Here is a 24,174-nt window from a genome sequence, read left to right as displayed (position 1 = left end):
CGTAAGCAACGCACGAAGAAACTGAATATGTAGCATAAAGGTGTCGGAGCAGACAAGCATTTGAATCTGATTTATGACAGGCGATGTGAAGCTGGCTCCGGTGAAAAGGGAAACAGGTGCAAATCCTGTACGAACTCGTCACCGTAATTAAGGAGTGACGGCCGATAGGTCACTGGGCAACCGGGAAGACGGCCGAAGCAATGATATATAAGCCGGGAGACCTGCCTTTGTGTTGTACGGAAACAATAGTGTTTCAAGCCACGAGTAACTGGCTGTACGTGATGAAATAATTATAATTACAGACAAGGTTATGATAGCCGTATAGTCTGGGTTAGAAGGATTTTGACATGTATAGCTCTTTGACATAATAGTACAAAGAGCTTTTATTTTTGACGCTTTAAATGTTTTCGTCTTACATATTTAAAACATGTGCAGCTTAATAGCTGCAAGGAGAATGAAAAGGAGAAAACATGAAAAAGAAATTAGTAGTAGTACTGATGGCAGCAGTTATGGCTATGACAGCAGTGACCGGTTGTGGCAGCAAGGCAGATGATGCAAAGAATGATACACAGGCATCTAAGACTTCAGAGAGTGAGACAAGCGCAAACGCAGATCAGGAGGCAGCAATGCATGTGGCAGATTTAATCGATGCAATCTACGTGCAGGAGAGAACAGATGATACAGACAAGCAGTGCAAGGAGGCTAAGGAGGCCTGGGACAAGCTCACAGACGCGCAGAAGGAGCTTGTAGAGGGAGAAAATGCTGATCCTGACTATTTCGGCAGAGATACAGGCGATGCTTCAAAGGATGATCCGAGAAACCAGGATGATATCGGCGAGAACGAGATTCTTGTAGTAAGCTTTGGTACATCCTTCAACGACAGCCGTGTGGCTGATATCAAGGGTGTGGAGGATGCAATAGCGGCTGCAAATCCTGACTGGTCAGTCAGAAGAGCCTTCACAGCACAGATTATCATCAATCATGTACAGGCAAGAGATGACGAGAAGATTGACAATATGGATCAGGCACTTGAGCGTGCAGTCAAAAATGGTGTAAAGAATCTGGTGGTACAGCCTACTCACCTGATGCATGGCGCAGAGTATGATGAGCTTTCAGAGGCTGTAGAAAAGTATAAGGATAAATTTGAGTCTGTAAAGATTACAGAGCCACTCCTCGGTGAGGTTGGAAGTGATGCAACAGTTGTAAATGAGGATAAAAAGGCTGTTGCAGAAATTCTCACAGAGGAAGCTGTAGAAAAGGCAGGCTATGACAGCCTTGATGCTGCAAAGGAAGAGGGCACAGCATTTGTATTTATGGGACATGGAACAAGCCATACAGCAAAGATTTCATACAGCCAGATGCAGAGCCAGATGACATCTTTGGGTTATGATAACGTATTTATCGGAACTGTAGAGGGTGAGCCGGAGGATACATCATGTGAGTCTGTCATTGAGAAGGTGTCAGCCGCTGGTTACAAGAATGTCATTCTTCGTCCGCTTATGGTTGTTGCAGGAGACCATGCCAACAATGATATGGCGGGAAGTGATGATGATTCATGGCTTTCACAGTTTAAGGCATCAGGAAAGTTCGATAAAATCGATACACAGATTAACGGACTTGGTGAGATTGAGGGTATCCAGAAGCTTTATGTTGAGCATACAGCGGCTGCCATGAGCAAGTAGCAGTTACTTAAATGTATAGTGGGGAAGCTATAAAATAACAGGAGCAGTATATCAGACATGAGAAAATTATTCAGAAACAAGTTTACTTATATCGTTGCAATGACACTGGTTTGTGCCATGAGCTTGGCAGCCTGCGGTAATAAGAATGCAAAAGCTGAAACAGAAAGCAAAAAAGCAGTGCAGGACGCGACAGAGAGCACAAAAAAGGCTGAAAAAACAGAAAAGATAGCACTTTCAGATGGTACATATACAGCAGAGTTTACTACAGACAGCTCAATGTTTCATGTGAATGATGCATATGACAACAAAGGTACACTCACCGTGAAGGATGGCAAGGCAACAATACATGTTGCTCTTACATCCACACACATTGTAAATCTCTTTTTGGGAACAGCAAAGGATGCCTCAAAGGACAAGGCTGAGCTTTTAGAGCCAACTGTTGAGACTGTCGATTGTGGCGATGGCACAACTGAGGAGGTCAATGCGTTTGATATACCGGTTCCTGTTTTGGATGAGGAATTTGACCTTGCACTTATCGGTACAAAGGGCAAATGGTATGACCACAAGGTAAAGGTTTCAAATGCCACACCTGCGGACGCAGATGCAAGCGTATCTGAGAGTGCAGGAAAAGAGCTTCCTGACGGAACATACAATATCAATCTCGATTTCGAGGGCGGAAGCGGTAAGGCGAGCATTGCATCACCGGCTGAGGTGACTATAAGCGGTGGAGCCGCTACCGCAACAGTGCAGTGGAGCAGTCCAAACTATGACTATATGATAGTTGACGGACAGAAATACATGCCGGTAAATACAGACGGCAATTCTGTATTTGAAATTCCGGTTAAGCTTGATACACCTATGCAGGTTATCGGAGATACAGTTGCTATGAGCAAGCCGCACGAGGTTGAGTACACACTCACCTTCCATTCAGATTCTGCTACAGAGGTGCTTGGTGAGGATGGAGAATAATTAAGCTATGCATGGAAGAAAAAAGATAATTATATATATATTGATATCAATTATAGGACTGTTCTGGCTGTCAGGCTGTGACAGTCCTTCTTCCGATTCAGGGAATACCGAATCGAAGGCTGAGGCAGAAGCACAAAACGGTCTTATATATAAGAGCAGTATGAAGCTTTTATATGCAAAGAATTTTTCTGTTGACTATTATGAGGGTGGATACAAGATACTTACTACAAAGGACGGTACCCAAATACTTACCGTGCCAAAGGGCAGAAAGACTCCAAAGGATATTGACAAGGATATCATTGTATTGAAGGAGCCTGTAAGTGATTTGTATCTGGTCGCATCAGGGGTGATGGATATGTTTGACAAGCTTGATGCAGTGGACACTATTAAATTTTCGGGGCTTGACAGTGATGGCTGGTACATTGACAGTGCAAGAAAGGCTCTTGAAAGTGGCAGAATGCTATATGCCGGCAAATATTCAAAGCCCGATTATGAGCTTTTGGTGTCAGAAAACTGTTCGCTTGCCATAGAAAATACTATGATTACCCATTCGCCGCAGGTAACGGAAAAGTTTAAAAGCTTTGATATCCCTTCAATAATCGAGTACTCAAGCTATGAAGAGGAGCCGCTCGGCAGAGTAGAGTGGGTGAAGTTTTTCGGAGCACTCACAGACAGGGATGAAAAGGCCGATGAGCTCTTTAATGAGCAGGTGGATATTGTAAATCGCATTGCAAAGACAGATGGTACCGATACGGATGATGCCACAAAAAGTGATACCTCTATAAAAAGTGATACTGCTGCAAATGATGATAGCAGACCGACAGTTGCATTTTTCTATATCACATCCAATGGACAGGTTCAGGTGCGCAAAAGCACAGATTATGTGCCAAAGATGATTTCGCTTGCCGGCGGAAAATATATTTTTGATGCATCAAATGACGACGATACAGGCAGGTCAACCATGAATATGCAGCTAGAGGATTTCTACAATGGAGCAATAGATGCTGACTATCTGATATATAACAGTGCGATAGACGGCGGGGTGAAGAATATAGCTGAGCTTTTGGACAAGTGCCCGGTGCTTGCTGATTTTAGGGCAGTCAAAGACGGAAATGTATTTTGCACCACGAACGATATGTATCAGCAGTCTATGTCCATCGGATATATGATTAATGATATGCATTCGATGATTACAGGTGTACCCGACAGCGGCATGAAATATCTGTTTAAGCTCAGGTAACTGTGATTTGTGGAATGTATGTGGTGGGCTGAATTGTTACCGGATATGACAGAATGCAGTAAAATCAATAGCACAAAAAGATAAAAAGCGGAGCTACAACATGGAAAAAACAAAAAAAATAAGGTGTTTTACAACATTTATTATTCTTATAATCTTAATTATCGTATTGCTTATCATGAATGTGTGTATAGGAACTGTACACATATCATTTAAGGCTGCATTTGCAACACTTTATGATCACTCAGACAGGGTAGGACGTATTGTGTGGGATATCCGCATGCCAAGAGCTATTGCAGCGATGATACTGGGCGGTGCGTTAGCGCTTGCAGGCTATCTTTTGCAGACGTTTTTCCATAATCCAATCGCGGGACCTTTTGTACTTGGCATATCATCGGGAGCCAAAATGGTCGTGGCACTTGTTATGGTATTTTTACTTGGAAATGCCATACGTGTGAGCTCACTGGCCATGATTGCAGCAGCGTTTTTGGGAGCAATGCTTTCAATGGGCTTTGTGCTTATCATTTCAAGAAAGGTAAGCAGCATGTCAATGCTTGTGGTGAGCGGTGTCATGATTGGCTACATATGCTCTGCGGTGACTGAGTTTGTGGTGACATTTGCAGATGATTCCGATATAGTAAACCTGCATAACTGGTCAAGGGGAAGCTTTTCGGGCATGACCTGGGACAGCGTCGGGGTGATGAGCATGGTGGTGGGAATCACATTTATCTTTGTTTTTCTCATGTCAAAGCCTCTTATGGCATATCAGCTCGGAGAGTCATATGCCGTAAATCTGGGTGTAAACATAAAGTGCATCCGGGTGCTTCTGGTTCTGCTTTCAAGCCTGCTTTCCGCATGTATAGTGGCATTTGCGGGACCGATATCGTTTGTCGGAATAGCCGTGCCACACATAGTAAAAAGCATGCTAAAGAGCACAAAGCCCATATATATGATACCGGCCTGCTTCCTTGGGGGAGCGGTGTTCTGCCTGTTTTGTGATTTGCTTGCAAGGATGATGTTTGCGCCTACGGAGCTTAGTATCAGCACGGTTACGGCAGTATTTGGTGCACCGGTAGTGCTGTTTATCATGATAAGACGCAGCAAGGAGAAAAATGTCTGATGGAATATTATTTTACTGCTCAAAAGCTGGCCGTTGGATATGATAACAGGCCGCTTATTGAAAATATTGATTTTTCCCTGAAAAGGGGAGAGATTCTCACATTAATCGGGCCAAATGGTGCCGGTAAATCGACTATTTTAAAAAGTATTGCAAGACAGCTTTCGCTTGTGAGTGGTACGATATATCTTGATAAAAGTGATGTAGTGACGATGAATGGCAATGAATTTGCAAAGAAAATGGCTGTTGTGCTCACCGATAAGCTAAAGACGGAGCTTATGACCTGCTATGATGTGGTTGCGACCGGCAGATATCCATACACAGGCCGGTTCGGAGTACTTTCGGATGAGGACAAAAAGGCTGTGGATGAGGCGATGGAGCTGGTCAATGTATCACAGATAAAAGATAAGGATTTTACAAAGATAAGCGATGGTCAAAGGCAGCGGGTTATGCTGTCACGGGCTATATGTCAGCAGCCGGAGATTATAGTGTTAGACGAGCCTACCTCATATCTTGATATAAAGTACAAGCTTGAGTTTTTATCAATACTCCAAAGGCTTAAAAGACAGAAGAATCTTACGGTTATCATGTCGCTCCATGAGCTTGATATGGCAAAGCGTGTGTCAGACCATATCATGTGTATAGATGGCAGATATGTGGACAGATACGGAACTCCCGGGGAGGTATTTACTGACCAATATGTTTCAGGGCTTTTTGGAATTACGGCAGGAAGCTTTGACGAAACAGGAGAGGATTTAGAGCTGGAAAAACCGGATGGAATGGCGAGGGTATTTGTCATAGCAGGAGGGGGCATGGGCAGAAAAAGCTTCAGGAGCTTACAGCGAAAGGGTATCCCGTTTGCGACAGGAATCATCTATGAAAATGATCTGGATTATCCTGCGGCAAAGGCGCTTTCTGCTGAGATTGTCAGCGCAAGAAGCTTTGAGCCTGTAGACGATGCCCTTATTGAAAAGGCAAAGGAGCTTATTGATGCATGCGAGGGCGTTGTATGTGACAGAACAGAGTTTGGCACGTATGAGCAGTTTAACAGCAGACTTTATGAGTATGCAGTCTCTACAGGAAAAATTATAAAAATTCCTTTTCTTGAGGAACAATTGGCACAGCTTTAAGGAAGTTACTGTTCACACTACAGTTTAATATTCATGATAAAGCAACAGACTACCACATAAATTCAGACAGCAGGTATAGATATGGCAAAGGTAATTATGGTACAGGGTACAATGTCCAATTCAGGCAAGAGCTTTCTTGTCGCGGGCTTGTGCCGTATTTTCAGACAGGACGGATACAGGGTGGCACCGTTTAAATCACAGAACATGGCGCTCAACTCTTATATAACAGACGAAGGACTTGAGATGGGACGGGCCCAGGTGATGCAGGCTGAGGCAGCAGGCATTAAGCCTATGGTCTGCATGAATCCTATTCTTTTAAAGCCTACAAATAATATAGGCTCGCAGGTTATTGTAAACGGAAGGGTGCTTAAGAACATGCCGGCGAGAGAGTATTTTGCATACAAGAAAACTCTCATACCGGATATAAAAAAGGCATTTAAAAAGCTTGAGGAGTATGCTGATATCATAGTGATTGAGGGCGCCGGAAGCCCGGCGGAGATAAATCTGAAGGAAAATGATATTGTAAACATGGGGCTTGCGCATATGGTGGATGCACCGGTGCTGCTCGTGGGTGATATCGACAGAGGTGGCGTTTTTGCGCAGCTGCTTGGCACACTTATGCTTTTAACCGATGAGGAAAAGAATCGTGTCTGCGGGCTTATTATCAATAAATTTCGTGGAGACAAGACGATCCTTGACCCGGGGATACAGATGCTTGAGGAGAGAGGCGGGGTGCCTGTTACCGGAGTGGTGCCATATATGGATGTACAGCTTGAGGATGAGGATAGCCTGACAGAGCGCTTTGACAAAAAGACAGATGGGCTTATTGATATAGCGGTCATCAGATATCCGAGAATATCAAATTTCACGGATTTCAATGTCTTTGAGCAGATGTCAGAGGTAACAGTGCGGTATGTGTCAACAGTAAATGAGCTGCGTCATCCGGATATAGTATTTCTGCCGGGAAGCAAGAATACGATGGGGGATCTTTTGTGGATGAGACAAAACGGACTTGAGGCCGCTGTCAAAAAACTCTCCTGTGAGATACCTGTTTTTGGAATATGCGGAGGCTATCAGATGCTTGGGGCTTCAATAGCCGACCCCGACGGTGTTGAGGAGGGAGGATTTATGCGTGGCATGGAGCTTCTTCCTATAGATACCGTTCTAAAAGACAGCAAGACACGACTTCAGACAAGCGGTGAAATAGCACATGTAGATGGTGTATTGAGCAGGCTTTCAGGCTGTCACTTTCTGGGCTATGAGATACATATGGGTAAGAGCGCATATAGCACAGCTTCAGATGAGCAGGGGGCTTGTGCTGACAGGAAAAATGAGTTAAATAATGTCATATCTGATGGCAGAAATGTGTATGGCTCGTACATCCACGGCATTTTTGATACTGCAGAGGCAGCCAGAGTGATAGTGGATTATATTGCCGATAAAAAGGGCATTGATGTGAATGACAGCGCTATTTTAAGCTATAAGGGCTTCAAAGAAAAACAGTATGACAGGCTTGCGGATACACTTAGAGAGTATCTGGATATGGATGCAGTGTACGGCATGCTTCGTGAGGCAAAATATGATTGAAAACAATATTATTTCTGACCATTTTACAGTTGAAGAATTAAAAAGATTAAAAATAACGCCACCTGATGTAAAAATGTACAAAAAAATCCGTTCAAACTGGGATTCGGTGGCAAAGCCGCTCGACGGCATGGGTGATTTTGAGTTTTTAACGGCCAAAATCGGCGCTGTTTTGGGAGATGAAAATATAGATATTTCAAAAAAGGCGGTCATAATTATGTGTGCGGATAATGGTGTGGTCGCTGAGGGCATCAGCCAGTCCGGACAGGATGTGACACTTGCAGTTGCAAAATCCATGGCAGGGAAGGCTTCATCTGTCGGACGCATGGCAATGACTGTAGGGGCTGATACAATTCCTGTGGATATAGGCATAAACAGCGACGAGAGTGTTAAAGGGCTGCTTCAAAGAAAGGTGCGCATGGGCACGAGAAACTTTGCAAAAGAGCCTGCCATGACAAGGGCTGAGACACTTGAAGCGATTGCAGCAGGTATAGAAATAGTGCGTGGGTGTAAGGCAGACGGCTGCAGAATTATTGCAACCGGCGAGATGGGTATAGGAAACACCACCACAAGCGCGGCAATGGCAGCCGCCATGCTAAGGTGCGATGTGGCCACAGTGACAGGAAGAGGAGCAGGCCTAAACGACAGTGGGCTTGAGAGAAAAATCCGTGTAATTGAGAGCGCAATAGAAAAGTATGATTTATATAATAAGGACACCTTTGAGATACTTATGACAGTCGGAGGACTCGATATTGCAGGACTCGTCGGAGTGTGTATAGGCGGTGCATTATACCATATTCCTGTTGTGCTCGACGGAGTGATAAGCATGGTTTCAGCGTTGGCAGCAGGAAGGCTTCTTTCCGGAGTTACTGATTTTATCATTCCATCCCATGAGGGCAGGGAGCCTGCAGTGGCGCTTTTGTGTGAGGCACTTTCCGTAAGGCCTGTCATAAGAGCATCCCTTGCGCTTGGAGAGGGAACAGGTGCCGTGATGATGTTTGCGCTTTTGGATATGGCACTTAGCGTATACAAAGGCCGGACAACCTTCGACGATATCTCGGTATCACAGTATAAGAGGTACGTATAGATGATTACACTTATAACAGGCGGCAGCGGCAGCGGCAAATCAGCATATGCAGAAAAGTATATTTGTCATGTGTCAAATGAAAAGGGATACAAAGAAAAATATTACATTGCCACCATGCAGGTATTTGATGATGAGGGACAGCGGAAGATAGACAGGCACAGAAGACTTCGTGCCGGAAAAGGCTTTATTACTATAGAACAGCATCGGGATATCCAAAATGCGGTTTCTAAGCTGCAATCAGAAAGCAGTTTAAAAACCGGGCGGTCAGCACTGCTTGAGTGTATGTCAAACCTTGTGGCAAATGAGATGTTTCCACCTGTAGATGCTTCCGGTATACAGGCTGCCGAAGCTGAGAAAGAGGCTTTGGATGCCCCTGAAAATATGAAGGATTATGATACTGCTCAAATCAGCCGTGTGAGTAAAAAGGTGTTAAAAGAGGTAAGTATCTTAAGTGAAAATGTTGCTGAGCTTGTAATTGTGACAAACAATGTATTTGAAGACGGAGTCTGCTATGATGAATCGACGATGAATTACATAAAGGCAATGGGGATTGTAAACAGAGGGCTTGCTGCGATGGCAGAGCGTGTCGTTGAGGTGGTTGCAGGCATTCCGGTGACGGTTAAGTGAAGCAGAGTGGAGGTTAAGTGTATTATGAAGTTAATAAGGTCGTGCATAGTATCTTTTTCCATGTATTCAAAGATACCTATGCCACAATTCAAATGGAATGATGATGACATGAAGTACATGCTTGTATTCTTTCCGTGGATAGGAGCTGTGATTGGACTGCTTCTTATGCTTTGGAGATATATATACTTTCATTTTGGAGTGGCGGATATCTGCTATGTATGCATAGGCGCACTCATTCCGATAGCGGTTACGGGAGGCTTTCACATAGATGGTTTTATGGATACAATGGATGCGTTTCATTCATACAAATCGCGGGAGGAAAAGCTTGCAATACTTAAGGATTCACATATAGGAGCGTTTGCCGTTATAATGCTTGCAGCCTACGGATTATTATTCATGGGAGCTTTTTCTCAGATAATGAATGATAAAGCATTTATTGTTTTTTGTGCAGGCTTTTTCATCGCAAGATGCTTAAGCGGGATAGCTGTTGTGTCATTTAAATCGGCAAAAAGCGATGGACTGTTATTTATGTTTGCAGACACTGCACACAGAACGATCGTGAGGGCAGCACTATACATCCAGCTTGCACTGTGTATAGCTGTTTTACTCATTGTGTCACTGCCTTATGCGGTGGCTATGATTATTGCGGCAGCACTTAGCTTTTGGTATTATTATGTGAAAACAAAAAAGGAGCTTGGCGGCATCACAGGCGATACGGCAGGGTATTTTGTGTGTATATGTGAGTGCGCCATGGCAGTGGCTTTGGGTGGTGTCTCTTTTATTATTTAGTATATTTGTTTTGAATATAGGAATGGTACGGATAAGAATTTTGATAAAAGTTGTACTATGAATTTTAAACTTTGGAATTGGAGAAAATATGAAGCTTGTGATAGGCGGAGTGGCACAGGGAAAGCTTGATTATGTGATCGAAAATATGATAGAAAAAACAGAAAAATATGATGTGTACGACTGCTTTTTTCTAAAAGATAATGCCTGCAATGATAATGCATCAAACATGGACTGGCCATGGGATTTTGCCGTCGATGATGAGAGTATACTCATAATAGATAAATTCCATTATTTTATCAGGGCTGTGCTTGAGAAAAATCTTCCACTGCAGGAATATATTTTGAAATTTATGCAGTTTGCAGAGAAAAATAAGGATACAATAGTCATTGCTGATGAGATTGGAAACGGCATAGTGCCTATTGATGCGTTTGAGAGAGAGTACAGGGAGCAGACAGGCAGAGCAGAGATACTGCTTGCAAAAAAAGCAGACGAGGTAGTTCGCGTAATATGTGGAATCGGTCAGAAAATAAAATAAACTGTATTTTTATAAGACACGGCTGCACTGTCTCAAACAGAGAGCACAGATATCTGGGAAGGACAGATGAGCCACTCGATGAAGTCGGGGTTTTTGAGCTTAAAAATGCGCTAAATAATGGTGTATACAAGGCTTTGGAGGAAAATAGCTTAAAGGAGCAGATAATTATTACCAGTCCAATGAGGCGCTGCAAACAGACGGCAGAGATTATTTTGCCGGTCGCACAGCACAATAAAATTCATATCGTAAAAGAGTTTGCAGAGATGGATTTCGGTGAATGGGAGCTAAAAAGCTATAAGGAACTTAGCACAGATATCCGTTTCAGGGACTCATATCAGGCGTGGATTGACAGCGGTGGAACACTTGCCTTTCCAAACGGAGAGAGCAGAAAAGAGTTTTGCAAAAGAAGTATATGTGGCTTTGAGAGGGCACTCACACAGGCATTAGAGCTTAAGAGGGCTATGCCTGATAAAGAGATACAAATAGTATTTTTTGTGCATGGAGGGACTATCATGGCGATAATGAGCCATTACTGTGATATGGATTACTATGATTACCAGGTGAAAAACGGCTGTGGCTACTCGTGTGAGGTGGCGGTTGAGGGCAATGAGATTGTGTTTAATGAAATAGTGCCCATATCGCTATGATTTATTTAAGAAGGACTAACATATGTGTTATCATATTTTTGCATTTATAGCAGGCTTTGTGCTTGATTTATTAATAGGAGATCCGCATTTTATACCGCATCCGGTCAGGCTTATCGGCTCACTCATTTCTTTTCTCGATAAGAGGCTTAATTGTGATGCCGGATATAATATCTCTGAAAAAAAATTAAATTTAATAAAATATAAAAGAGGCATGCTTCTTACTTTTACTGTAATTTTTGCAACTTTTGCAATGTCGGTAATTATTATTGTGGCAGCATACAGTATAAATTTATATGCCGGGGTAATAGCAGAGGCTGTCATGACGTGGCAGATTCTTGCCACAAAGTGTCTTCGTGTGGAGAGCATGAGGGTGTACGATGCGCTAAGGACAGATGGAGTTGATGCAGGAAGAAGGGCTGTTTCCATGATTGTTGGCAGAGATACATCTGTGCTTGATGCAGCAGGCGTCACAAGGGCGGCAGTTGAGACGATAGCTGAAAATACATCTGACGGAGTGATTGCACCTATGCTTTACACGGCAATCGGAGGACCGGTGCTTGGCTTTGTATACAAGGCTGTGAATACGATGGACTCCATGCTTGGCTACAAAAATGATAAATATATGTATTTTGGCAGATTTGCGGCAAGGCTTGATGATGTGGTCAATTTCATACCGGCAAGAATCAGTGCATATCTGATGATTGCTTCGGCATTTATCGGTGGCAGGCAGTTTGATGGAAAAAATGCATACCGCATCTTTAAAAGAGATCGTTTCAATCACGCAAGCCCCAACTCAGCCCAGACAGAGTCCGTATGTGCGGGAGCTTTAAGGGTGCAGCTTGCGGGTGATGCAGTGTATTTTGGGAAGCTTGTGAAGAAAAAATACATAGGAAACGGTCTGCGTGAGATAGAGTACGATGATATAAAGCGTGCAAACAGGCTGATGTATATTACTGCGTTTTTGTGTGAGCTTTTATCTGTGGCGGTTATGAGTCTTGTTTTGATATTGCTTTGAATATGGAAGAATTGATGTAAGAATTGATGGAGGACTTGAATGAAAAGCATCCACGGCGGTGACATATACAACAATAAAGTAAATATGGATTTTTCGGTAAATATCAATCCTCTTGGCATACCGCATTCTGTTAAAGAGTCTATGAGTGATGCACTGTCGTATGCAGACAGATATCCCGACATGGCATGCAGTGGCCTTAAAAAATCGATATCAGAGTATTTCACACAGCAAGGCTGCAGCATACAAAGCGAGGATGTAATTCCCGGAAACGGAGCTTCAGAGCTTTTTATGGCGATAGCTCATGCCATAAAGCCAAAAAAAGCAGTGCTTCTGGCCCCGGGCTTTTTCGGCTATGAGCATGTGCTTCGTGCAGTCGGCTGTGATATCGGATATTTCCTGTTGGATGAGCAGAGTGATTTTTCTCCTGCTGCACGGCTGGATGCTTTAATGGATATGCTTACAGATGATACAGATATATTTTTTATCGCAAATCCAAACAATCCGACAGGGTATCTTGCAGACAGCACTTTCATGAAGCAAATAATAGGGCATTGCAAAGAAAAGCATATTTATGTAGTGGCAGATGAATGCTTCATGGGCTTTTGTGAAAAAAATTATTCTGTTTTGTCACTTTTATGTGACTATGATAATCTGATTGTTGTAAGAGCCTTTACCAAGCTTTTTGCTATTCCGGGAGTAAGGCTTGGATATATGCTCAGTAAAAGTGATACAATAAGACAAAAGGTTCAAAGGAATCTGCCGGAGTGGAACGTGTCTGTCCTGGCACAGATGGCAGGAGAGGCATGCATTATGGAATCAGAGTATATTAAAGAAACGGCATCGTATGTGAGCAGACAAAGAAGGCTGCTGTCAGATGGACTAAAAAAGCTTGGCTTTAAGGTATATAAAAGTGATGCTGATTTCATACTGTTTTACAGCAAGCTTCCATTATATGATATACTGCTTAATAAGGGAATACTGATACGGAACTGCTCCAACTATGTGGGGCTTTCGGAAGGGTATTTTCGTGTGGCGGTAAAGACATTTGATGAAAATGTAAGATTATTGAAAGTGATAGGTGAGTGTATTGAAAAAAATTAAACAGTTAGAGCCGATGGAGATTGAAAAGAGGAGCTTTGAGATAATTTCACATGAGCTGTCTGAAATGCAGATTACGCTGCCTGCTGATCAGGAGATGATAACAAAAAGAGTCATACACACGAGTGCTGATTTTGATTATATACAGACGCTTAAATACTCTAAGGACGCCGTTGCTATTGCAAAAAGGCTGATATCAGAGGGAGCTGATATAGTGACTGATACCAATATGGCTCTTTCAGGCATAAATAAAAAATATCTGGCAAAATTCGGAGGACAGGCGCACTGCTTTATGGCTGATGATGAGGTCGCTCTTATTGCAAAGGAGAAAAAGACAACGCGCGCTGCAGTAAGCATGGAGTTTGCATCAAGGATAGATAAGCCTGTGATTTTTGCGATAGGAAATGCACCGACAGCGCTTATAGAGCTGTACGATATGATAGAAAAAGGAATATATGAGCCTGCATTTGTAATCGGTGTGCCGGTGGGCTTTGTCAATGTGGAAGCAGCCAAGGAGCTTATTATGGAGACCGGAGTGCCATACATAGTAAATGTCGGACGAAAGGGTGGCAGCAATATTGCGGCTGCCATATGCAATGCGTTGATTTACAGTCTGGTTGATAGAGGCTGATGCATGAGGAAATTTAGTGATTATGAGATACGGATTTACCACAGGAAGCTGTGCTGCGGCGGCATCAAAGGCGGCGGCATATATGCTTTTAACCGGAAAGGCTAAAAACAAAATAACGATTCAGACACCTAATGGAATAGCTTACACGGCTGATATCACCGACATAAAAAGAAGTGAAAACGAGGTAAGCTGTGCTGTGATAAAGGATGGAGGGGATGACCCGGATGTGACCACAGGAGCCTATATATATGCTTCTGTACGGATTTTGCATTCCGATACATCTGCTTTATGCAAAAAAAGGCAGGATTTGGTTATAATAAATATAGACGGTGGTGACGGAGTGGGAAGAGTCACCAAACCCGGATTAGACCAGCCTGTCGGAAACGCGGCTATCAATCATGTGCCGCGTGAGATGATTGAAAAAGAGGTAAGGGAGGTCTGTGAGCTTTTGGATTTTAAGGGGATACTTGACATCACAATCTCGGTTCCAAAGGGAAAGGAGCTTGCAGAAAGGACCTTTAATCCAAGGCTTGGGATAGTTGGTGGTATATCAATTCTCGGCACAAGCGGTATTGTTGAGCCCATGAGCTCACAGGCTCTTATTGATACGATAAGGGTGGAGCTTAGGCAGAGATATTCGTTTGGGTATGATTATGTGGCGGTTGCTCCGGGAAATTACGGTCTTGACTTTATGAAGGAAAGCTATGGCTATGATCTGGACAGGAGTGTCAAATGCTCCAACTTTATCGGTGAAACAATTGATATGGCAGCAGATATGGGGTTTAAGAGGATACTTTTGACAGGACATATAGGAAAACTCATAAAGGTAGCAGGAGGCATCATGAACACTCATTCGAGGGAGGCAGACTGCAGGATAGAGCTTTTGACTGCATTTGCGTTTAAGTGTGGTGTAGCGCCCGAATACATAAAGCGCATTATGGACAGCCTTACGACAGAGGAGGCCCTGGCGGCACTTAATGAAAGCGGCAGGCTGTATGAGGTAATGGATTATGCGATGGAGCGCATATGCTTTTATCTGGATAAGAGGGCAAGGGGCAGACTTGAGATAGACTGTATCATGTATTCAAATGAATTTGGTGAGCTTGCAAAAAGCAGAAAGGCAGAAAAATGGTTTACTTTGTTGGCGCAGGAACAGGCGCAGCGGATTTAATAACAGTACGCGGAAGGCGTCTTTTACAAAAGGCAGATGTGATAATTTATGCGGGCTCGCTTGTTAATCCAGAGCTTTTGGACTATGCAAGGGAGAACTGTGAAATATATAACAGTGCAAAAATGACACTGGATGAGGTCATCGCAGTCATGAAAGCTGCTGAGGCTGACGGAAAAATGACTGTGCGCCTGCACACGGGAGAGCCAAGCATATACGGCGCAGTGCGCGAGCAGATGGATGAGCTTGATACTCTTTTAATACCATATGAGAGCTGTCCGGGCGTGAGCGCGTGCTTTGGCGCTGCTGCATCGCTCAACATTGAGTACACGCTCCCCGGTATTTCCCAGTCGCTCATCATCACACGCATGGAGGGGCGCACGAAGGTGCCGCCTAAGGAGAGCATAGCAAGCTTTGCCGCACACCACGCTTCCATGGCGATTTACTTAAGCACCGGGCTTTTAGAGAAGCTTACTGAAAGCCTTATTGAGGGAGGATACGCGGCAGATACACCTGCTGCAATTGTATACAAGGCAACCTGGCCACAGGAGGAGGCATACGTGTGCACTGTCGCTACACTGGAGCAGACTGCGAGAGAGCACAATATCACAAAGACAGCGATTGTGCTTGTGGGGGATGTCATAGCTCACCGGCATTACGAGAAATCAAGACTTTACGCACCGGATTTTTCGACAGAGTATCGCAAGGCTTCAGTAGAGTCAAAGGATAACGATTGAAAAAAGGCATGAATATATAAATATGGGAAATATATGGGAACTGAAAATATGAAAATTTGCATTGTAAGTTTCACAAAAAAGGGCTATGAGCTGTCATGTGACATAGCTCATAAGCTTGAAAAAAGTGAATATGAGGTGGAGGTTTTTACCAAGTGCTCGAGATTATCGGATGAGAATATTAAAAATTCCACCGATGAAAATTTTAGAAATACCGGCTACATATCACAAAATATATCAGACTGGACAGCTGTACAGATGAGTGAAAAAAAGGCTCTGATTTTTATCGGGGCATGCGGTATTGCAGTGAGGGCTATAGCTTCTTCTGTTAATAACAAGCTTAAAGACAGTCCTGTTATTGTGATAGATGAGCTGGGGCAGTTTGTTATTCCGATTCTTTCAGGGCATGTGGGAGGTGCCAATGAGCTTGCGGTATTATTAGCAGCACTGATGAATGCAACACCTGTTATAACAACCGCTACTGATATCAATAATAAATTTGCAGTTGATGTTTTTGCAAAGAAATGCAGGCTTGCAATAGTCAATAAAGATGGCATTGCCAGAGTATCATCAAAGGTATTGGCGGGGGAAGTGGTTACGATGTCGGTCGACTGGGAGCACATCCCGGCTAAGCACAGAAGCCTTATAAAGGCATTTTTAGATGAAGCTGATATGAGTGCTGATGCAATAAAAACAGTGGATTTCCCACCTGTTTACGGAGTTGATATTGTAGTATCATGCGAAAAAGCAAAGGACCCTAAAAATGGCAGTATTTACTTAAAACCCACACAATTTGTACTTGGTATCGGGTGCAGAAGGAATACAGCGTTTGAAAATATTGACAGGGCAATCAGACAAAGTCTTTTAAAGCTGCAAATAGATATTTCAGATATAGACATGATCGCATCAATAGATGTGAAAAAAGATGAACCGGGAATAAAGGAATTTTGCGAAAGAAACAGGATAGAATTTGTCACTTATACCGCGGATGAGCTTATGGCGGTGCAGGGAGAATTCAGTGCCTCGCAGTTTGTCAGGGAGCATGTTGGAGTGGACAACGTGTGCGAGCGTGCAGCAGTGCTTGCATGCAGCAGGGAATGTAACGAAGCAGGAGAACTTATTTATAAAAAACATAAATATGACAGTGTAACGGTTGCGGCAGCAAGGTATCCTGATTAATCATAAATGAGGGGCAAAATACCTTTTGACCCTCATATCATTAAATATAATTGCAAATAGCTGCGTGGTTATATAAAATTAGTAGAGATGGAGATTAACATGAATAAAATTTACATAGTAGGTATGGGACCGGGCTTTGAAAGCATGATGACAAAGCAGGCGATTGACGCCCTGGAAGCGAGTGATGTCATAGTGGGATACACCTTATATATAAAGCTGCTTGGAGAAAAATTCCAGACAAAAGAGCTTTTGACCACTCCGATGCGTCAGGAAAAACAAAGATGTCACCTGTGCTTTAAAAAGGCACTTGAGGGCAAAACAGTCTCTCTTGTATGTAGTGGCGATGCCGGAATATACGGACTGGCCTCTCTTATGTATGAGATTGGGCAGGAATACGATAACGTAGAGCTTTCGGTAATACCCGGCATTACAGCGGCAAACAGTGGTGCGGCAGTGCTTGGAGCACCATTAAACCATGATTTTTGTACCATCAGCTTAAGTGACCTGCTCACGCCGTGGGATAAGATTGAAAAGCGTCTTGTGGCTGCTGCAGAGGGTGATTTTGTCATAGCACTGTACAATCCGTCAAGTCACAAGAGAAAGGATTATCTGATGAGAGCCTGTGATATTCTGCTTCGTGCGATAGAGCCGGATAGAGCCTGCGGCTATGTCGAAAATATCGGACGTGAGGGAACAAGCTATACGGTCTGTACCCTTGGTGAGCTCCGCAGTGCACAGGTCAACATGTTTACGACAGTATTTATCGGCAATGAGGGTACACAAATAATTGACGGAAAGCTTGTCACAAGGAGAGGATATCAGATTGAGTAAAATACTGATTTTTGCAGGAACAACAGAGGGACGTAAGCTATCAGAGCATCTGTGTGAAAGAGGCATAGAGCATACGGTTTGTGTGGCAACCGAGTACGGTGAAATCGTGCTGCATGAAAATCCGTTCGCGCATGTTCATATGGGGCGTATGGACAGCGAAGGCATGAGAAGCTTCTTTGCGGAACAAAAATGTAAGCTCATAGTGGATGCAACCCATCCGTATGCAGCCATAGTTACCGAAAATATAAAGCAGGCAGTTTATGCGTTTAACGAGGCACATGCTGTTACAGACAATCAGGCGGATAGCAGCATATCAGAAAATATCGAATATGTGCGTCTTAAAAGAGATACGGATATATCAGCAGATTATGATAATATCCGCTATTTTGAGGATAATGAAGCATGTGCAAAGGCACTTAACAATACAGACGGAAATATACTGCTCACAACAGGAAGCAAGAAGCTGTCAGTGTATTGTAAAACCTCAGATGTTAGGGAAAGATTGTATGTGCGCGTGCTTCCGGGGCTTGAGAGCATAAGCTTATGCATGCAAAATGATATTACAGGAAAGCACATTCTGGCATTGCAGGGACCGTTTAGCACACAGCTTAATGAGGCACTTATTGACCAGTATGATATCAGATGCCTGGTCACCAAAAAAAGCGGTGCGGCCGGGGGCTTTATTGAGAAAATAGCTGCCGCAAAAAATAAAAATATTCCGGTCTATATTGTGGGGCAAAGCGTGCAGGATGATGGAATGTCATTTGAAGCTGTTTGTGAATATATTGACAGGAAATATAACAGGCTTCATATCATGCTTGCCGGCATTGGAATGGGAAATGATGCTTGCATGACAAAAGCTGTTTCAGATGCAATAGAAAGCGCTGATATTATACTTGGCGCAAGCCGCATGATAGAAAAATACAGTGCAAAGATAGACAAAAAGCCGTATTATCTTGCAGAACAGATTATTCCTTATCTATACGAAATTTGTGCAGATACTGCAAAAATCAGTAATGTTCTTATATTATTCTCGGGAGATACAGGCTTTTACAGTGGAAGCAAAAAGCTGTATCTGGCGATAAAAAATGAAATTGCGGAAGGAAAATTAAATGCGGACGTGTCAATCTTTCCTGGAATTTCATCTGTGTCATATATGGCGGCAGCGGTCGGTGAAACCTACAGCGATGCATATATTTGCAGCATCCACGGAGTAAAGCTTTCTAATATCACATCACGGATTAGCTACCATGCAAAAACATTTATGCTGATGTCAGGTGTAAAGGATGTGAATATGCTTGGACACCTATTAAGCAGTGACGAAAGGTATGGTTTACAAAAAAGCTCGGTAACTGTAGGATACCAGCTATCCTATCCGGATGAAAATATATCAGTTCTTTCGCCGCAGGAGTGCACAAAGCTTAAAAGGGAGGGACTGTATATCTGCATGATAAAAAATCCCAATCCGGTTGCAAAAAATGTTACACCGCAGCTAAGTGATGCAGCATTTATCCGTGAAAAGGTTCCGATGACCAAAGAGGAAATAAGGCATGTAAGCATCTGCAAGCTTCATTTGAAATCGGATTCAGTGCTATATGATGTGGGAAGCGGAACCGGCTCCATAGCGGTAGAGGCCGCATCACTTTCCGATGATATGGAGGTCTATGCCATCGAGCAGAAGGAAAATGCCGTGCAGCTTATCACACAAAATAAAGAAAAGCATGGACTTGAAAATATCCATGTGATAAAAGCAAAGGCTCCTGACGGAATGGAAAATCTTCCGGTGCCGACACACGCATTTATCGGAGGCAGCAGTGGCAATCTAAAGGAAATAATAGAGGCTCTTAAAGTAAAAAATCCACATATCCGTATAGTGATAAATGCAATTTCCATGGAAACAATTTGTGAGATGAAGGAAATATTGTCGGCATATGATGTGAAAAATGAGGATATCGTGCAGCTGCAGGTCAGCCGCTCAAAGCAGATAGGACATTACCATCTGATGCAGGCAGAAAATCCGGTGTGGATATGTTCGTTTGAATTTTAACAGGAGCTTTTTATGTTGCACCTCTATATTAAAACATCGAAAATAAAGCATCAAAGGCTGATATTTTTAAGGTATATGATGAAATAAAGGAAGAAAACATGAAAATAAATCGTTTTATGATAGCCGCACCCAAAAGCGGCAGTGGAAAAACAATGATAACCTGCGCTTTACTGCAGCTATTAAAGGATAGCGGAAAAAACGTATTGTCATATAAGTGCGGACCTGATTATATTGACCCAATGTTTCACAAAAAGGTGCTTGGCGTATCATCCAAAAATCTCGATACGTTTTTTACGGACGAAAAGACAACAGTGCAGCTTTTCTTAGATGAAAGAGCCGATGGTGATTTTGCAGTGCTTGAGGGCGTGATGGGATTATATGACGGGCTTGGCGGAATATATGAGCAGGGTTCGTCATATCATCTGGCAAAGGTGACGCAGACTCCGATAATACTCGTGGTGGACGCAAAGGGTATGGGAAAGTCAGTGCTTGCTCTTATAGCCGGTTTTTTGCAGTATGACACGCACCACTTGATTAAGGGGGTTCTGCTCAATCGGATGTCGAAGGGCTATTATGACATCATAAAGCCTCTGATAGAGAAGGAGCTTTCAGTAAAAGTAGTCGGATATTTCCCGGAACAGAAGGATATCGTGCTTTCAAGCAGACATCTGGGGCTTGTCATGCCGGATGAGATTTCAGATATTAAAAAGCGGCTCAATGAAACTGCCGACAGACTAAAAAAGACAATAGATATGGATTTGTTTATAGATATAGCAGAAGCGGCAGATGAAATTGGTGACAGTGGAAGTGCAGATAAAGATAAGCGTCAAACCTTAAAAAATGCAGAGACTATGAGGCTTCAAGACCAAAATAATACCGTAAACATAGCTGTTGCCATGGACGAAGCATTTTGTTTTTACTATGAAGATAACCTAAGAATGCTCGAAAAATGCGGTGCAAAATTACAGTATTTTTCACCGCTTCACGATACCAGCCTTCCAGAGGATTGTGATGCAATGCTGCTTGGAGGCGGTTATCCGGAGCTGTATGCAAAGGAACTGAGTGAAAATATATCTATGAGAAAGTCAATAAAAACCGCATTTGAAGCAGGTCTGCCCACGGTTGCCGAGTGTGGAGGGTTTATGTATCTTCACACATATATCCATAATCAAAATTGTGTTTTTGATATGGCTGGAGTACTTGATGGGTGGTGCCATTTTAAGGGAAAACTGGTCAGATTCGGGTATATTGAACTGGAAGAAAAGCATAGCAATTTCCTGCCGTCGGATGAAAAGATAAGAGCACATGAATTTCATTATTATGACAGCACCGATAACGGAACGGATTGCATTGCGACCAAACCTGCTACAGGAAGGAAGTATGACTGTGTGATAAGTAGGGATAATTACTGGCTTGGATTTCCTCATATTTATTATCCGTCAAATCCGCATTTCGCTGAGAATTTCGTAAAGAAAGCGCAGGAGTATGAAAGGAATAAAAATGGAAAACTCTTATAAATACTTTAAAAACACAGATTGCAAATATTTTCCGTGTCACAAGGGACTTTCGGATGACTTTAATTGTCTGTTTTGTTATTGTCCTATGTATAGTATGCCAAACTGTCCCGGAAGTAAGACCTACATAGAGAAGAATGGCAAAAAAATCAAGGTATGCACAGACTGTACGTTTCCACACAGACCGGAAAATTATGATAAAATCATACAGATTTTGATTAGGAATAATAATAAATGAATTATGGCCTAAAGCCGTTCGGAGGTTTTGCATAACATAAAAATATGGCAGGAAGGAGATGTTTTATATGCAGATTATCTTACAGAGAGGTCTTCCGTTTGAAGTAAAAATACCATCTGCCAGACCTGTTGATATCAGCGCATTATCAGAGGTAGAGTTCAATGAAGAATTAGAGAAGGGATATGCGGATATGCAGGCTGGACGGACAAAAAATGCCAGGAAAGTCTTTTCTGATATTCGCAAAGATTATGGCTTATGATATATGAAATAGAAGTATCAGAACAGGCTGACAGTGATTTGAGAGGAATTTTTGAATGTTTGTAACAATACTTAGAGTAATGTATGCAGGACGGGATATAGACAATCAGCTAAATATACACACAAAGCAATAAGAAATATGATATAAAGCAGTCTTTCACATTTAGGATCGACTGCTTTTTTGTATCATTTGATGCTAAGCGTGAAATAAAAAATGGCACAGTAAACGCCAAAATCAATTTAATAGAAATTTAATAAAACTTGAAAACCCTGTAAAATCAAGGGCTTTAAAAATTACTTTAAAATAATTAGCACTCATCTCTTAAAATGAAAGTCGATTTTTGTCCTGTCTTGTGTATCCCGAAAGTGGCTATTTTACAGGCTTTCTGTGGCATCAGTCGTTTTGTCTGGTGCAGGAAGATGACGGATATTATTTCAGTGCAGATTCTTGGGTTACAAATGGGATTCCTCGGGTTACTATTTACCGTGATTATAAATGCGATATTTCGGAATTGAATTACGATTTTTGATAGATTAGATTGTTTGAAACGCATTTTTATGATATGATGATAAATAACAGGTGATAAATACCATGTGAACAGATATTTCAAGCAAATAAGATTGAGGTGAAAAAATGACAGTTAGTTACAAGAAATTGTGGAAATTGTTAATTGATAAAGAAATGATGAAGAAAGATTTGCGTGCGATGACAGGAGTTAGTACAACAACGATGTCTCGATTATCAAAAGATGAAAATGTAAGTACAGAGATTCTGTCAAAGATATGTTCTGCTTTGAATTGTGATGTGGGAGATATCATGGAATTTGTTCCTGATAAAAAAGAGGAGCAGTAAGGAGGTGTGGGAACATGGATCATTCTTATCCTTATATTGCTTCTTTGACTAGAGAGCCGTTTCTTTTTTACGAAATGCGTTCCACTGCAAAGCTTATGTCAGAAGGATTTTCTGATGATGCGATTGTCAAAGAAATTGTAGAGCAGAATCTTTTTCAGTACCCAACGGAAAAATCTATCACACGCATGGCGAAAGCCTGCATCAAACGGCTTCATGCACTGGAAGATGATTCTCTGGTTTCTGCGATTGCTTCACAGCCGACGGATGTGGCAAAACAGATTTGTCTGTATGCATTGATGAAGCAGAGTCGACTGGTCGGGGAATTTATGTTGACCGTCATTGGCGAGAAGTACAGATTAAGGGACACGTCTTTTGGTAAGATAGATTTGAATACATTTTTTATGCGCTTGCAGGAGCAGAATGATACCGTGGCTTCCTGGAGCGATACTACAATAACAAAGTTAAAACAGATAATTGCCAGAGTGCTTGTTGAAACAGAATATCTCGACAACCTTAAGGCAGATCATTTGAATCCAGTATGGCTGCATCCTGTTTTGGAGAATGCCATCAGAAGCAATGGCGACACGGCGATACTGCCGGCGTTTAATTGCTTTGTGTAGGAGGTATCCAATGAGTGACATAAAAGAACGCCTGGACAAAGTTCGGGCATTGATTCAGGAACCGGAGTTCCTGGAAGGAAAGGGACTCAGCAATGAGGTGAATATCAGAATCTTCTGTTATGAACCGGAGAATGAAATGGTTGTCCGCCATTTTGTGAATCAGTTGGAAACCGATCAGTCCTTAGATTGCCATTTGATTGTTTGTAATTTATATAAAAAATTTCTTTCTATCTGCGATGATATGGACATCACAGATGCGATTCCGGATATGGAAGAAGCTGACGGAAGTGCTTATCTTCTGGAGCAGCTTAACTCCGCAATCGGCAATGGAGAGTTTATTGATAAAATCCAGTATGAGCCACACGAACCGGGTGATGTGCTGATGCTGACAGGTGTGGGCGAGGTGTTCCCGTTTATGAGAATCCATACGTTACTGGAAGCTTTGCAACCGTATTTTTCAGATGTTCCGATTTTGGTTATGTATCCGGGTGAGTTTGATGGTCGTCATGTAAAACTGTTCAATCGATTGACACCAAATGATTATTACCGGGCATTCAATGTCATAGATTAAGGGGGATAAAGCC

25 protein-coding genes and 1 riboswitch are annotated in these 24,174 nt (G+C 42.5%); all 25 genes read left to right on the top strand.

Features of this window, described 5'->3' with window-relative positions; all coding sequences use genetic code 11:
• Window positions 1-72: 72 nt before the first annotated feature.
• Window positions 73-243: riboswitch (cobalamin riboswitch) on the top strand.
• Window positions 244-470: 227 nt separating this feature from the next.
• Window positions 471-1,682, top strand: coding sequence for a sirohydrochlorin cobaltochelatase (locus ACTQ1L_RS08325; RefSeq protein ID WP_441366531.1), 1,212 nt, complete (start codon window positions 471-473; stop codon window positions 1,680-1,682).
• Between the two features lie 57 nt (window positions 1,683-1,739).
• Window positions 1,740-2,651, top strand: a complete 912-nt coding sequence (locus tag ACTQ1L_RS08320; protein WP_173843826.1) for an iron transporter — start codon at window positions 1,740-1,742, stop codon at window positions 2,649-2,651.
• A gap of 7 nt (window positions 2,652-2,658) precedes the next feature.
• Complete coding sequence (locus tag ACTQ1L_RS08315; protein WP_441366529.1) at window positions 2,659-3,891, top strand: ABC transporter substrate-binding protein; 1,233 nt, start codon at window positions 2,659-2,661, stop codon at window positions 3,889-3,891.
• 100 nt (window positions 3,892-3,991) lie between these two features.
• Complete coding sequence (locus tag ACTQ1L_RS08310) at window positions 3,992-5,008, top strand: FecCD family ABC transporter permease (protein ID WP_441366527.1); 1,017 nt, start codon at window positions 3,992-3,994, stop codon at window positions 5,006-5,008.
• Window positions 5,008-6,135 (top strand): ABC transporter ATP-binding protein, encoded by a 1,128-nt coding sequence (locus ACTQ1L_RS08305; RefSeq protein ID WP_441366525.1) that lies wholly within the window; start codon window positions 5,008-5,010, stop codon window positions 6,133-6,135. The genes ACTQ1L_RS08310 and ACTQ1L_RS08305 overlap by 1 nt, the downstream gene beginning before the upstream one ends.
• Window positions 6,136-6,216: 81 nt before the next feature.
• A complete protein-coding gene (locus ACTQ1L_RS08300; protein ID WP_441366523.1) occupies window positions 6,217-7,722 on the top strand; it encodes a cobyric acid synthase in 1,506 nt (501 codons plus the stop codon).
• Window positions 7,715-8,806, top strand: coding sequence for a nicotinate-nucleotide--dimethylbenzimidazole phosphoribosyltransferase (gene cobT, locus ACTQ1L_RS08295; RefSeq protein ID WP_441366521.1), 1,092 nt, complete (start codon window positions 7,715-7,717; stop codon window positions 8,804-8,806). The genes ACTQ1L_RS08300 and cobT overlap by 8 nt, the downstream gene beginning before the upstream one ends.
• On the top strand, window positions 8,807-9,433 hold the full coding sequence (locus ACTQ1L_RS08290; protein WP_441366520.1) for a bifunctional adenosylcobinamide kinase/adenosylcobinamide-phosphate guanylyltransferase: 627 nt from the start codon (window positions 8,807-8,809) through the stop codon (window positions 9,431-9,433). It begins immediately after the preceding gene.
• 24 nt (window positions 9,434-9,457) lie between these two features.
• Window positions 9,458-10,222: an adenosylcobinamide-GDP ribazoletransferase gene (locus ACTQ1L_RS08285; RefSeq protein ID WP_441366519.1), complete on the top strand. Its 765-nt coding sequence runs from the start codon at window positions 9,458-9,460 to the stop codon at window positions 10,220-10,222.
• Between the two features lie 88 nt (window positions 10,223-10,310).
• Window positions 10,311-10,757 (top strand): bifunctional adenosylcobinamide kinase/adenosylcobinamide-phosphate guanylyltransferase, encoded by a 447-nt coding sequence (locus ACTQ1L_RS08280; protein ID WP_441366517.1) that lies wholly within the window; start codon window positions 10,311-10,313, stop codon window positions 10,755-10,757.
• Entirely contained in the window at window positions 10,730-11,404 is a 675-nt protein-coding gene (locus ACTQ1L_RS08275; protein WP_441366516.1) for a histidine phosphatase family protein, read from the top strand. Before ACTQ1L_RS08280 ends, ACTQ1L_RS08275 begins: the two co-directional genes overlap by 28 nt.
• Window positions 11,405-11,426: 22 nt before the next feature.
• Window positions 11,427-12,419 (top strand): adenosylcobinamide-phosphate synthase CbiB, encoded by a 993-nt coding sequence (gene cbiB, locus ACTQ1L_RS08270; protein ID WP_441366514.1) that lies wholly within the window; start codon window positions 11,427-11,429, stop codon window positions 12,417-12,419.
• Window positions 12,420-12,458: 39 nt separating this feature from the next.
• Window positions 12,459-13,520 carry a pyridoxal phosphate-dependent aminotransferase gene (locus ACTQ1L_RS08265; protein WP_441366512.1) on the top strand — a complete coding sequence of 354 codons (1,062 nt, stop codon included), beginning with the start codon at window positions 12,459-12,461 and terminating at the stop codon, window positions 13,518-13,520.
• Between the two features lie 13 nt (window positions 13,521-13,533).
• Window positions 13,534-14,148, top strand: coding sequence for a precorrin-8X methylmutase (locus ACTQ1L_RS08260; protein WP_441366565.1), 615 nt, complete (start codon window positions 13,534-13,536; stop codon window positions 14,146-14,148).
• Window positions 14,149-14,170: 22 nt separating this feature from the next.
• On the top strand, window positions 14,171-15,319 hold the full coding sequence (gene cbiD, locus ACTQ1L_RS08255) for a cobalt-precorrin-5B (C(1))-methyltransferase CbiD (RefSeq protein ID WP_441366510.1): 1,149 nt from the start codon (window positions 14,171-14,173) through the stop codon (window positions 15,317-15,319).
• On the top strand, window positions 15,277-16,053 hold the full coding sequence (gene cobM / locus ACTQ1L_RS08250; RefSeq protein WP_441366508.1) for a precorrin-4 C(11)-methyltransferase: 777 nt from the start codon (window positions 15,277-15,279) through the stop codon (window positions 16,051-16,053). Before cbiD ends, cobM begins: the two co-directional genes overlap by 43 nt.
• Before the next feature lie 48 nt (window positions 16,054-16,101).
• Window positions 16,102-17,229 carry a cobalt-precorrin 5A hydrolase gene (locus tag ACTQ1L_RS08245; RefSeq protein ID WP_441366506.1) on the top strand — a complete coding sequence of 376 codons (1,128 nt, stop codon included), beginning with the start codon at window positions 16,102-16,104 and terminating at the stop codon, window positions 17,227-17,229.
• Between the two features lie 99 nt (window positions 17,230-17,328).
• Window positions 17,329-18,060 (top strand): precorrin-3B C(17)-methyltransferase, encoded by a 732-nt coding sequence (gene cobJ, locus ACTQ1L_RS08240; protein WP_441366504.1) that lies wholly within the window; start codon window positions 17,329-17,331, stop codon window positions 18,058-18,060.
• Window positions 18,053-20,107, top strand: coding sequence for a precorrin-6A reductase (cobK, locus tag ACTQ1L_RS08235; RefSeq protein WP_441366502.1), 2,055 nt, complete (start codon window positions 18,053-18,055; stop codon window positions 20,105-20,107). Before cobJ ends, cobK begins: the two co-directional genes overlap by 8 nt.
• 98 nt (window positions 20,108-20,205) lie before the next feature.
• Window positions 20,206-21,624 carry a cobyrinate a,c-diamide synthase gene (locus ACTQ1L_RS08230; RefSeq protein WP_441366500.1) on the top strand — a complete coding sequence of 473 codons (1,419 nt, stop codon included), beginning with the start codon at window positions 20,206-20,208 and terminating at the stop codon, window positions 21,622-21,624.
• Window positions 21,608-21,859, top strand: coding sequence for a cysteine-rich small domain-containing protein (locus tag ACTQ1L_RS08225; protein WP_441366498.1), 252 nt, complete (start codon window positions 21,608-21,610; stop codon window positions 21,857-21,859). Before ACTQ1L_RS08230 ends, ACTQ1L_RS08225 begins: the two co-directional genes overlap by 17 nt.
• A gap of 67 nt (window positions 21,860-21,926) precedes the next feature.
• Window positions 21,927-22,118 (top strand): hypothetical protein, encoded by a 192-nt coding sequence (locus tag ACTQ1L_RS08220; protein WP_441366497.1) that lies wholly within the window; start codon window positions 21,927-21,929, stop codon window positions 22,116-22,118.
• 633 nt (window positions 22,119-22,751) lie between these two features.
• Window positions 22,752-22,970 (top strand): helix-turn-helix domain-containing protein, encoded by a 219-nt coding sequence (locus ACTQ1L_RS08215; protein ID WP_055237429.1) that lies wholly within the window; start codon window positions 22,752-22,754, stop codon window positions 22,968-22,970.
• A 14-nt stretch (window positions 22,971-22,984) separates the two neighbouring features.
• Window positions 22,985-23,590: a DUF1819 family protein gene (locus ACTQ1L_RS08210; protein WP_441366495.1), complete on the top strand. Its 606-nt coding sequence runs from the start codon at window positions 22,985-22,987 to the stop codon at window positions 23,588-23,590.
• A 10-nt stretch (window positions 23,591-23,600) separates the two neighbouring features.
• Window positions 23,601-24,161, top strand: coding sequence for a DUF1788 domain-containing protein (locus tag ACTQ1L_RS08205; RefSeq protein WP_441366493.1), 561 nt, complete (start codon window positions 23,601-23,603; stop codon window positions 24,159-24,161).
• Window positions 24,162-24,174 lie beyond the last annotated feature (13 nt).

The organism is Agathobacter sp. LCP21S3_B2 (assembly GCF_052118705.1).
In the GTDB taxonomy this organism is placed as follows: domain Bacteria; phylum Bacillota; class Clostridia; order Lachnospirales; family Lachnospiraceae; genus Roseburia.
This window is presented reverse-complemented; position numbering and strand designations above follow the sequence as displayed.